Here is a 10,875-nt window from a genome sequence, read left to right on the forward strand (position 1 = left end):
AGCACTTTTGTCTCATCTTTTTCTGGTCATCGCTCCTGGTCCGTCCCGACGAGCATGCGGACTTTGCCGTCGCCGGTGGCATAGAAGAACCCGCCGTCGGCGGCTTGCCACTGGGGTGCCAGGCCGCCGGGATCGCTCACCGTCACGCTGTAGTCGAGCTTTCCGCTTTCGCCCTTGGCCTGCGCACTGACGTACCGGGCAAACGCGTGCAGGCGGTACTGCGGCTTGGCGTTTTCGGCTGATGGCGTGGGCTGGTCGAGGATGACCACGTGCGTCGTGCCGACGAACCCGTCGCGGAAGTTCATGTCATTCGGGCCGGCGTCGAAGATGTCCGTCGAACCACGCCAGGTCTCGGCGGGCTTGTCCAGGTTGTAGCCGTACACGGTCTTGGGGCCGATCACATAAACCTTCGATCCCATCGTCCGCATCATCACGTTCCAATCCTTGGTGCCGGCCGTCAGCACCTGGTCCACCTCGCGCTTGTTGGTGCCGTCGGCGGTGTACTTCAGCGACAGGGGCTGGCCGGTTTCCAGGGAGTGAACGCGGATGTACTTCTCGTTCGGCGACAATCCGGAGATGTTGATGCTGTCGGCGACGGCCAGGATGCGGCCTTCGGCGATCACCAACTGGCCCGGCTGATTGGCACCGGCGTAGATCGGCTGGGCCGGCTGGCCCTGCGCGGTCGAGGTGACGACCTTCTCGTCCTCGTCCCACGCCTTGTACAGGTCCCGCAGGCACAGGCGATCGGGCAGCGTATAGACCAGCGTTCCGTCGGCGGATAACGCCATGTTCACCGGCACGCTGCCGCCCTGGCTGGCGAATGCCTTGTTGCCGATGATCCGGCCGCTGTAGGTGTCGAGGGCGAAAAGCTGCACTTTCAGGTCGTCGCTCACGCGGACCACCGTGAAATCTTCCGTCGCGACCAGGCGGTCGGGCGTCTTTTCCGCCAGCCGCGCCTGCCAGGTGACCTTGCCGCCGGCCAGTTCGGCCGATACCAAGCGGCCGGTGCTGCTGGTCAGCAGGACGCGGTCACCGATCGGGCGTATGTCGGCGAACTGCTCGCCCAGGCCGGCGACCGGGGGCGGGGGAATCGCCGGGGCGACATTCGCGTTGCCCGCGGCCTGCGGGGCGGGTTGCAGTTGCTGGATCGCGCCGCCCCGGACGATCACCCGGCCGTTCAAACGCCCGTTGATGATGATATTGTTTCCGTTGACGATGATCCCGTCGGCGTTGGCGACCGGCGTTCCCGGGGCGTCTCCGCCGCGGACCACCTCGAGCGTCGCCATGGTCGACAGGTCGATCGTCCAGAGGGTCTTGCCGGTCAGCGAATCGATCGCGACGGCGCGAGAGCCGCCCCAGACGATCGCGGTATCGCCCGCCCAGGCCACGCCGCGCGGGTACATCGCCGCCCCCCGGCCGTTATCCTGGAACGCATTGCTTTCGCTCAGCGGCTTCTTGGGCACGCCTTTGCCAGACGCGAAGATCGACAGCTTGTTCGGCGACCAGGTCATCACCCGGTCGGCGCGGGCAAAATCCCGTGCCGGAAGCACCAGCGCCAGCGCGTCAGGCAGGATCATCTCGTCGGTTCGCGGCAGGAACGCCTTCGGGTAGGGCTTCTGCCCCGGCTTGGGGATCGGCAGGCGGAAGTCTGCGAGCGACTTGCCGGCCTCGGCGGAACTGACCTTGCGAACTTCGTCGAGCGCCTTTTGCACCGGGGTGCCGGCTGCGGCGATCACCTTGCCGTCGGGGAGCTTGAGGTCCTTCGACAGCTTCGGATCGCCGGGCAACGCCGACGCCATCGCCAGCCGTGCCGCGGCGGTGCTGGCCATGTCGCCGCGGTTGCGGTCGGGGACCGCAAGGTAGTTGCGGGCGATGCCTTCCAGGATCGCGGCGCGGCTCGGGCCGGACTGGTACTTGAACCACATCTGACGCAGGACCCGCACCGCGTCGCGCGGCTTGGCCGCCGACTCGTAAGCGTCGGCCGCGGCGAGCATGGCGTCCGGGGCGACACTGGAATTGGGGAACGCCTGCGAAACCTGCAATAACTTGCCCGCCTTGGCGATGTTGTCCGTTTCGTCTTCGGCGGCCTTGGCGGCGGTCTGGGCCTGTTGCTCGTAGGGCTGGTAGATCGACGGCCCGGACTCCTTCACGATCGCCGCCACCGCCTTCTCGGCGATGTCCTCGGCCTGCGTCGGCAGGCTGCTCTGCTCGTTTAACAGCGTCACGGCGCGGGTTTCCGGCGTGGCCAGGATTTCCTGGTAAAGCCGAACGGCGGTGGTCGGATCCTTCTGCTGTGCCAGCGCGAACTTCGCCCGGGCGACGCGATACTGAACGTATTGCTGCGCGTTGCCCGCGGCGTTGCCCGCCCGATCGAAGAACTGAACGACCATCTCACGCGCCTCAGCGCGGTCGTCGCCCGCCGAACGGGTCGCGAACGTTAGCGCATCGTTGAAGAGCCGGTCGCGATTGGCCCCGGCGGCTAGCTTCTCGCCGCCGAGCAGCTTGATCGCCTCATCCAGTCGGCGGACGGCCTCCTTCGCCTGGCCGGCGACGAACATCACTTCGGCGTAGCGAAGGCGGGGTTCCGGGTCTGTCGGAGCTGCGGCGACTTCCTTGTCGAGCTTGGCGGTCGCCAGTGTCAGGTCGGTGTAGACGTCGATGCTGTCGGCACCGGCCAGGACGACGTGGTCCCCGCTGACGATCACATTGCCCGGCCCTTCGCCGTCTTCCCAGCTTCGCGGCCACGCCGGGTACTGGTTCACGGCAAGCCCGCTCTTCATGTCGAGACGGCGCAGGCGGTCGTCGGCGGACATGTAAACCGCGTCGGCGGTCATGAACGGCCGGCCCATCAGCCTGCCGGGAACGGTGCTCGGCCAGAAGATCATTGCGTCATCGGCGCCGGGGAACTTCTCTTCCTCGTACGTCTGCCAATTGATGCAGAGCAGGCGGACTTCGCTCGCCAGTACCATGCGCGGCCCGTTGATGCCGACCAGCGTCAGCGGCTTGTCGTTCTGGCCGCCGTTGCGACTGTTCCAACTGGCCAGTCCGTCGAGCGAGATGCGCTTAATGTCCTTGCCGGTAATCGCGTCATAGATCAGCAGGTTTTTCCCCTCGTCGGGCAGCGCAAACACCTTGCCGTCGGCGAGCATGACCGGGTTGAACTGCCACGCCTTGAGCTTCGAACCGCTGCCCTGACCGCGGGTCGCGAACGGTTGGAAACCGCGGCCCCGCCCGACCTGCGGGAGATCCAGTGGGTAGATGTTGAGCCAGACGATGGTGCCGCTGTAAGCATCGAGCGCGGCGACGGCACCCAGGTTTGTCAGCACGTAGACGCGGCCGTTGGCATACGCCAGGTGGCTGGTCTTGTCGCTGACCTGCGGCGCGCCGTACATGTTGTTGGGCATCCCGCTGGATGCCACATAGCACGCCCAGCGGAACTTGCCGGTGTTGATGTCAAACGACAGCACGTAGCAGTCTTCCCCTTGGTTGCTGCGGGCGCTGCGGCCGACAGTCAGCACCGAGTCGCCGACCACAAGCGGGGCACCCGACAGCGCCAAGGCCCGAATCGCCTTTTCGTCGTCGTTCTTGGGGACGTCCGGCGTGGTAGGCAGCGAAACCGTCCAGACCTCGCGGCCGGTCACGCGGTCGAGGCAGACCATCCGCGAGTCTCCCTGCGGCGCGATGCCGTACATCATCAGGTTGCGGTCCTGCTGCCCCATGATCGCCAGCACGTAACGATCGGTGACGGTGACGGTCTGCTGGTAGAGGCGGGTGGAGCCGACGACGTTGGGAAGGATGAACTGCCCGTTGCTCGACGGGTGGGTCTGGAGCCAGCCCGCCAGCGGCACGCCGGACTCGAGATTGACCGCGTAAACGCGCGACCCGTCGTTGAAGAACATCTCGCCGCGGTCGATCGCGGGGATCACGCCGATCGTCTGTCCCGTCTGGGCGGCGCTGGCGAAGGTCTGCTGGGCCTGCTGGCGGATCTGCGCATTGGGCAGCGCGTTGAAGTTCGGGGCGGCCAGCGGGACGGAGTACAGGCGCGTGCCGGCATTGGCCTTTGCGCCGGAGATCAGCGAGCGGGTGGGCCCGCCGCCCATGGTCGGCCAGGAATCGCCCGCCGCCGCGACCGTTTCGGTGGCATTGCCGGTGCCGATCGCAGCCAGTTCCTTCTTGAGTGCCTCGGCCAGCGGCACGTCCTGTCCGCGGACCACGCCGATGACCTTCGGCGATTCCGATTCCAGAGTTGCGGCCCACTGCTCGCCCTTCTTGCGGCCATCGACGGTACCGGTGAGGTAGTGCGACAGCGACGTCCGGAACAGCACGCCGGGCCGCTCGGCCAGCAGGTTCTGCTTCGGGTAGAGCGACAAGAGCTGGTCACCGATCTCGGCGGCGGCGGCGTACTCGCCGCGCTCAAGATTCGCGTCGATCAGCCGGATGCCGGCCTGCTTGCCCGATTCCGTCACGAAGTACTTGCGCAACGCTTCGTACAGCGGAGCGAGGTCATCCCCCTTGAAGCTGGCAACAAGCTGGGCCGCCTTGGGTTCGTAGCGGCCCCGGTAAACGTCGAGCCCTTCCTGCGGCCAGTTCGCCAGTTGCCCCAGCACGCCCCAGGTCACGCTCGTATAGCGGTTGATGACGTTATTCGAGTCCTTCCCGTTCGGAATCACCCGGTCCCGGTACTTGTCGAGGACTTCCTGATACAGGTCGGCGGACTTGTTCCACTCCTTCAGCCGCTCCATCTTCTGGGCCAGGCCGAACTTTTCTTGAGCGCTGGCCGAGTCGCGGACGAAGACGAACTCGTTGTGCTCCTTGCCCTCAACGCCGTCAGGGTTGTCGGCAGCCGGGAGAGGCTGGGCGACCGGCTGGGCCAGGACCTGCGGAAGCAACGCAACGCCAGCACATGCGGCCGCGAGTAGTCCACGGGCGATCCAGCGACGCGGGGAGTGATCGGCGGGAGTAGTCATATGAAATTCTCGAAAGTTCAGGGCAGCACCCGCCGCACCGCGGCAGGACCCGCGGATGGTCCGTGCGCGCTGCTTCGTTCGGTTCGGCGCGGTGCTTCACGCGTCTCGTCAGAACCCTACCTGAAATACTTCATCCACAGAGGCGACAGGAGTTCCACCTGATCGCGCGGAATTCTGTCCTTGTCCGACCAGATCGCCAGCGCCAGCGACGAGCAGGCCGGCGAGGCCAGCAGTTGGCTTTGCAACCCCTCGTCGCCCGCGATACGGGCCACCGCCGCCTTGATCAGCCGAATGCCATTGTCGGAAGCCGACTTCAGATTGGCAATGATCTCTTTCAGCAACACCGAAGGATCGGCATGCGGGGCGGCCGGCTCGGGCTTCTGGCCCGGACCCTTGGCCAGCCCGGCCTGCTTCCAGCAATCGTAGTCCGTCACCAGCGCGACCAGGGCGTAACCGATCTCGGCTTCGCGGGCGAGCTTGGCCTCGGGCATGGCGGTCATGCCGATCAGATCGCCGCCCCAGAGTCGGTGCATCAGGCTTTCGGCCCGCGTCGAAAACGCCGGCCCTTCCATGCAGACGTAGCAGGCACGGTCGTGAATCTTCAGGTGTTGATCGGGATCGGTTGCGACTTCCTTGCCGGTGTCGATGAGGATTCGACGCATCACCGGGCAGAAAGGTTCCGCGAACTCGGTATGAACCGCCGCGTGCTCGTAGAAGGTGTTGGAACGCTTGCAGGTCTTGTCGATGATCTGGTCGGCGACGACCAGGTCGCGCGGGCGGAACTCTTCGCGCAGACTGCCCACCGCTCCGGACGCGATGATGTGGGTCACGCCCAGTGACTTCATCGCGAAGATGTTGGCCCGGAACGGAATCGCCGACGGGTTCAGCACATGGCCCGGCCCGTGTCGCGACAGCAGGAATACGCTGGTGCCCGCCAGCGGCACCTCCAGAATGGCATCCGACGGCTTGCCGAACGGGGTGGAGACCTCATGGCGGATTCCCTCGACCTGACCGGCTAACGCCTGACCCAGTCCGGAACCCCCGATGATGCCGATCCGCACGCGAGTCGCCGCTTCTGTCTGCTCGGGCATGGGTCGAGAGGTTAACACGACGGGAGGTAGTAGTCAGTAGGCGGTAGGCAGAGCCGGACCGCCGGACCGCTAACGGCCATCCAGTGACTCCCCTCGTTTGACAACGCGCCTTACGGACTTCTATCATCTCCGACTCGACGCATCGCCCCCAAGGAGACATGAAATGGCCAACGAGAACGTACACGAGTTCACTGAGAGCAACTTCGAGCAAGAGGTCTTGCAGTCGGAGGTGCCCGTGTTGGTGGACTTCTGGGCCGAGTGGTGCATGCCCTGCCGGATGCTCGCCCCGACGATCGACAAACTGGCAACCGACTACGCCGGTAAGGTGAAGGTCGGCAAGGTTGATACCGACGCGGCCCGTGAGATCGCGATCAAGTACCGCATTGAGTCGATCCCGACCGTGATTCTGTTCAAGGCCGGTCAGCCGGCGCAGAAGTTCGTTGGTCTTCGCCACGAACGCGACTTCCGTGCAGCGCTCGACACGGCTGCCGTCTGATCAAAGTCGAAAGTCAAAATGACAAGGACCGCCGACGCGTCGCGTCGGCGGTCCTTCTTGATTTGAACTTCTTTCGCGGCCGTACGACCGCGCTTCCTTGCAGCGAAAAAACTACTTCGCGTCGGGCTTGGCCTCGGGCTTCTTGTCTGCGGCCGGCTTTTTGCCGGCGGCTTCCTTCTTCTTGGCCTCGGCCAGGTCCTTCATCTCGGCCTTGTTGGCGTCGGTGAGCAGGGCGGTGATATCTTCCTTCTCCTTCTTCTCGATCGCGTTGATCTCGGCGAGCGCCTTCTTGTGAATGGCGTCGATCTTGGACTTTTGATCGTCGGAGAGGGTTTTAAGGTCAGCCCAGGGCTTTACGAGCTTGACCGACTTGGCTTCGGCGGGTTTGGCGTCCTTATCAGCCGCAAACGAAACGCCGGAAAACGCAAAGGCAGAGCCCAAAGCCAAAGCCGCGAGAATGTTGCGCGTCATCATTTCAAGTACCCCGAGAGGATTGAAGGATTTGACCCCTTCCCAGGTCAACGGCATCGGAGAAGCAACGTGCTACGCCCGTGTGCCTTGTGTACACGATATCCTGCGAACCGAGCACGACCGTGTCAACGGAATTTTTCCCGCCGTTTGATGCAACAGAAGTTGAGCGTCCCGGGCGTTTCGACGGTGAGTTTCGGTGGCTGGTCGATCCCAGGCTCTGTCTCAAAACCATGTTTGGGTGCCATGCCCACGCCCGTCAGTCGTTTTCGAACTCGCCGAAAGCATTCCGCGTGGGCATGAGCGAACGACGCGATCTCGGCACTTCGCATGCCCACGCGGGAAGCGGCCTTGGATCTTGTAGGTCGGACTGCGGCGTGGGCATGGCACACGAAGTTCCGTTTTGAGACAGATCCTAATGCGACGCTAACATGTCTTGCGGGCTCCCCTAAAAACATCGAGGCTCCCGGCCGCGCCATTCTTGCACACACGGCGGGAACGGTCATCATTCGCGACTACAAGACTGTTCGAGCAATTCCGCAGCATCTACCGGAGGTTCCAATGTTCCGTTCAATGTCTGCCACTCTTTTGGCACTCATGATCTCCCCCCTCGCACTGGCCGCCGACAGTCCGGCCGCTAGCGCCCGGGAATCGATCGACAAGGGCGTGGCATTTCTGAGGAAGGCGCAGCAGACGGATGGGTCGTGGCAAACGTCGCCGCGCGATCCGCCGGGGATCTCGGCGCTGGTCCTTCGCGCCCTCGTGCAGGACCCCGGCACGGGGACTAAGTCCGAGGCGGTTCTCAAAGGGTACAAGCAGCTCCTGTCGAACCAGAAGCCCGACGGCGGAATCTACGCCGACATGCTCGCCAACTACAACACGGCGATTGCGATCAGCTCGCTGGCGGCGGCGAACAACCCGGAGTTCAAGGACGAAATCGACAAAGCCGTCAAGTTCCTCAAGGGTGTGCAGGTGAAGGGGGACGATTCCAATCCCAGCGTCGGCGGGGCGAGCTACGGCGCGATGAAGCCCGGCGGCAAGCCGCCTCGGGCGGACCTGTCCAACACGCAGATGTTCATCGAGGCGTTGAAGGACGCCGGCCTGAAGGAAGACGATCCGGCGTTCAAGGACGCGATCAAGTTCGTCAGCCGTACCCAGAACCGCAGCGAGACCAACGATCAGAAGTGGGCCGGTGAGGACGGCGGCTTCGTTTACACCCCGGCCGACGGCGGGTCGTCCAATGCCGGCGAATACACCGGTCCGGACGGCAAGCGTCTGCTCCGCAGCTACGGCCTGATGACCTACGCCGGGCTCAAGAGCATGATCTACGCCGGCCTGACCAAGGACGACCCGCGCGTCAAAGCGGCCTGGGACTGGATCACCAAGAACTGGAGTCTCGACGAGAACCCGGGCATGAAGTTCGCCGGCCCGGAGAAGGCCACGTCTGGCATGTACTACTACTATCACACGCTGGCGACGGCCCTAGCGGCGTATGACGAGCCGGTCATCACCGACCCCAAGGGGAACAAGCACGACTGGCGCGTCGAGTTCATCGCGAAGGTAGCCAGCCTGCAAAAGCCCGACGGAAGCTGGATCGGCGACAAGGCCTGGATGGAGAACAACCCCGTACTGGCGACGACGTTCGTCGTCCTGTCGCTGCAGGCGGTCGAGAAGGATCTCCAGGAGCATCCGGCGAAGTAGTCTGCGTGCCTCGGCGAGCCCGAAGCAACTCAAATACCCACGGACAGCCGTCCGTGGGTTTTTCATTTTCGCAGCACCGACCTAAGACACGTTGCTGTCGAACGTGATGCATGCAGAGAGCCGACGAAAGGGACCCGGGACGATCGGCTCCAATTCTGCCTTGTCTACAACTGGAGCAAACAATGAAAACGCAGTCAGACGATTCCGCGCCACAGGTGCGCGCCGAAAAAGCGTCGTCCGATGGATCTCCAGTGCTCGTGCCTTCCCAGCCGGTCGACGTGACGAGGGCGTCGCGATCGCGGCTCGTACAGGAGGTTCTCCCCTGGATGACTTCTGTGGTCGTACACGCCGCGCTGATCGTGCTGGGCGTCGCGACGGCGACGGTCATCATGGCGCCACCGCCGCAGCCGTTCGTGGAGCAGTCGGCGCCAGTAGACGGCGACATCACGAAAGTGTCGTTGACCATTCCGAATCTCTCCACAGGCAACATGCCCCGAATCAATGAAGTCGCCTCGCAGGAAGTTGATCCGGAAGCCGCCAGGGGTTTCGCCAGCGCCGCAGGGAAAGGATTGGACGTCGATGCAGGCGGCGGCAGCGGCCCGGACGGTCAGGCTGCCGATCTGCTTATGCGAGGTCCCGGTGTGTTCGGCACGGGGAACGGAATTGGCCTCGGCAAAGGCAATGCGAACGGCAATTCCTCCGGTGACGGCGGACCGGTTCCGATATTCGGCTCGCCAAAACAAGGCGGCGGCGACGGGCTGTTCATCAACCCGCGGCAGGCCCGCCGCATCGTCTTCGTATGCGACGCCACCGGCACCATGATCAACAAGATCGGAACGCTGAAGCACGAACTGACACGGGCGATTGCCGGTCTGAAACCCGTTCAATCGTTCAACATCATCTTTTTCACCGACGGCGGGAAGTATCACATCGCCAGCCGGGAAGGCCTGTTCCTGGCGACACCGGACAACAAACGGCAGGCGTACGCATTCCTTGAAGACATTTCGCCGACAGGCACCACCGACCCGACGCCGGCGATCGAGGCGGCGTTCAAGCAGCTCCCGGACCTGGTCTACTTCCTGAGCGACGGAGAGTTCAACAACCTCAAGCCGTATGCAGACGTGGTGCGACAGTTCGATGTATCGAACAAGCAGCGGAAGTCACGCGTCAACGCGATCCTGTTCGAAACCTATGACCGCGAGGCCGAGCAGGCGATGCAGCGGATCGCCGAAGACAGCGGCGGGACGTATCGGTTCGTCCGCGAAACCGATCTGCAATAAGCCCGGACCGTAGCGGTCGAATCAGAAGGTGCGAATCAGCGGGTCGACCGGGGCCTGTCCGTCGGAGACGGTCTGGCCGACGACGAACTCCGCAGGCAGCGCGTTGACGTTCGATGGGTGAACCAGAACGACTCGTCCGATGTGCACGATGCCATCGGACTTCTTTGTCGCCTTGATTGTGCCGAGGAGCGTGTTGTTGGTGCCGTCGAGCCAGAGCTGGTGAATGGTGCCCTTGTACGAAAGCGAATAAAGAGGCCGGCGGCCTTCTGCACCGCGTGCCTTGAGCTTCACGCGGTCTCCGTCGTCGTCTTTGTAGGCCAAGCCGCGACGGCGACGCACGTCGAGCGTGAAGCGCACGTTGCCGCCCGAAGTGCCGTCGCGATTGCCGTCCACCAGATTTCCCGATACGTCAGCTACATCGCCGGTCTTGTTGCCGGATATCTCGATTCGCATATGACGGAAGAAGCGGAGCGAGAACAGGTCGGTGCGAGTCAGCGTGACGGTGAAGTCGGTCGCGTTGTAGCTGGCGGCGGCGAACCGAAGGTCGTCCACGCGATGGTTGTTCCGGGTGCCGAAGAGCTTGTAGTTCTTGAGGTCCTGTGCGGTGGTGGGGTCCAACGCCCGATCGAAACCGATCACGACCGCCGTAATTGCGTTGTAATCGCCGACGAAGATGGCGCTCGTGAGCAGGGGGCCTGCGGCAAACAGCGTTCGGCTCTCGAGGGGTTCGACGGGAGTGGGGGGCATCTGGAGCCTTGGTTGAATCGGGATTGACAGCCGACTGTGCGATTATCGGTCTTCAAAGGCCAAGAACACCAATGGTTTACACCCTGTGAAGGGGGCTGGCAAACGGGGTCGGGGGTTCCCCCGCG

General features: G+C 63.7%; 7 protein-coding genes. 3 read left to right on the forward strand and 4 right to left on the reverse strand.

Translation table 11 applies throughout. The annotated features are described in order from the left end of the window. Nucleotides 1-26 precede the first annotated feature (26 nt). The gene (locus tag IPV69_RS16870; RefSeq protein ID WP_206290845.1) at nucleotides 27-4,967 is read right to left on the reverse strand and encodes an outer membrane protein assembly factor BamB family protein; all 4,941 of its coding nucleotides are present in this window, start codon (nucleotides 4,965-4,967) and stop codon (nucleotides 27-29) included. A 116-nt stretch (nucleotides 4,968-5,083) separates the two neighbouring features. Next, nucleotides 5,084-6,058, reverse strand: a complete 975-nt coding sequence (locus tag IPV69_RS16875) for an MTAP family purine nucleoside phosphorylase (RefSeq protein ID WP_206290846.1) — start codon at nucleotides 6,056-6,058, stop codon at nucleotides 5,084-5,086. A gap of 163 nt (nucleotides 6,059-6,221) precedes the next feature. On the opposite strand from IPV69_RS16875, the gene trxA reads away from it, so the two are divergent. Beyond that, a complete protein-coding gene (gene trxA, locus IPV69_RS16880) occupies nucleotides 6,222-6,554 on the forward strand; it encodes a thioredoxin (RefSeq protein WP_206290847.1) in 333 nt (110 codons plus the stop codon). 111 nt (nucleotides 6,555-6,665) lie between these two features. On the opposite strand, the gene IPV69_RS16885 is transcribed toward trxA, so the two are convergent. Next, entirely contained in the window at nucleotides 6,666-7,028 is a 363-nt protein-coding gene (locus IPV69_RS16885) for a hypothetical protein (protein ID WP_206290848.1), read from the reverse strand. 555 nt (nucleotides 7,029-7,583) lie between these two features. Between IPV69_RS16885 and IPV69_RS16890 the strand changes: the two genes are divergently transcribed. Both IPV69_RS16890 and IPV69_RS16895 read left to right on the forward strand, forming a co-directional pair. Continuing rightward, nucleotides 7,584-8,723, forward strand: a complete 1,140-nt coding sequence (locus IPV69_RS16890) for a prenyltransferase/squalene oxidase repeat-containing protein (protein ID WP_206290849.1) — start codon at nucleotides 7,584-7,586, stop codon at nucleotides 8,721-8,723. Between the two features lie 326 nt (nucleotides 8,724-9,049). Beyond that, nucleotides 9,050-10,003, forward strand: a complete 954-nt coding sequence (locus IPV69_RS16895; RefSeq protein ID WP_206290850.1) for a vWA domain-containing protein — start codon at nucleotides 9,050-9,052, stop codon at nucleotides 10,001-10,003. Nucleotides 10,004-10,024: 21 nt separating this feature from the next. On the opposite strand, the gene IPV69_RS16900 is transcribed toward IPV69_RS16895, so the two are convergent. Next, nucleotides 10,025-10,750, reverse strand: a complete 726-nt coding sequence (locus IPV69_RS16900; RefSeq protein ID WP_206290851.1) for a hypothetical protein — start codon at nucleotides 10,748-10,750, stop codon at nucleotides 10,025-10,027. Nucleotides 10,751-10,875: the final 125 nt, after the last annotated feature.

It is taken from the genome of Humisphaera borealis (genome assembly GCF_015169395.1).
GTDB lineage: Bacteria > Planctomycetota > Phycisphaerae > Tepidisphaerales > Tepidisphaeraceae > Humisphaera > Humisphaera borealis.

Coding starts and splice junctions, on each gene's coding strand:
- IPV69_RS16870 (WP_206290845.1), bottom strand. CDS start 4,967: ATGACTACTCCCGCCGATCACTCCCCGCGTCGCTGGATCGCCCGTGGA.
- IPV69_RS16875 (WP_206290846.1), bottom strand. CDS start 6,058: ATGCCCGAGCAGACAGAAGCGGCGACTCGCGTGCGGATCGGCATCATC.
- trxA (WP_206290847.1), top strand. CDS start 6,222: ATGGCCAACGAGAACGTACACGAGTTCACTGAGAGCAACTTCGAGCAA.
- IPV69_RS16885 (WP_206290848.1), bottom strand. CDS start 7,028: ATGATGACGCGCAACATTCTCGCGGCTTTGGCTTTGGGCTCTGCCTTT.
- IPV69_RS16890 (WP_206290849.1), top strand. CDS start 7,584: ATGTTCCGTTCAATGTCTGCCACTCTTTTGGCACTCATGATCTCCCCC.
- IPV69_RS16895 (WP_206290850.1), top strand. CDS start 9,050: ATGACTTCTGTGGTCGTACACGCCGCGCTGATCGTGCTGGGCGTCGCG.
- IPV69_RS16900 (WP_206290851.1), bottom strand. CDS start 10,750: ATGCCCCCCACTCCCGTCGAACCCCTCGAGAGCCGAACGCTGTTTGCC.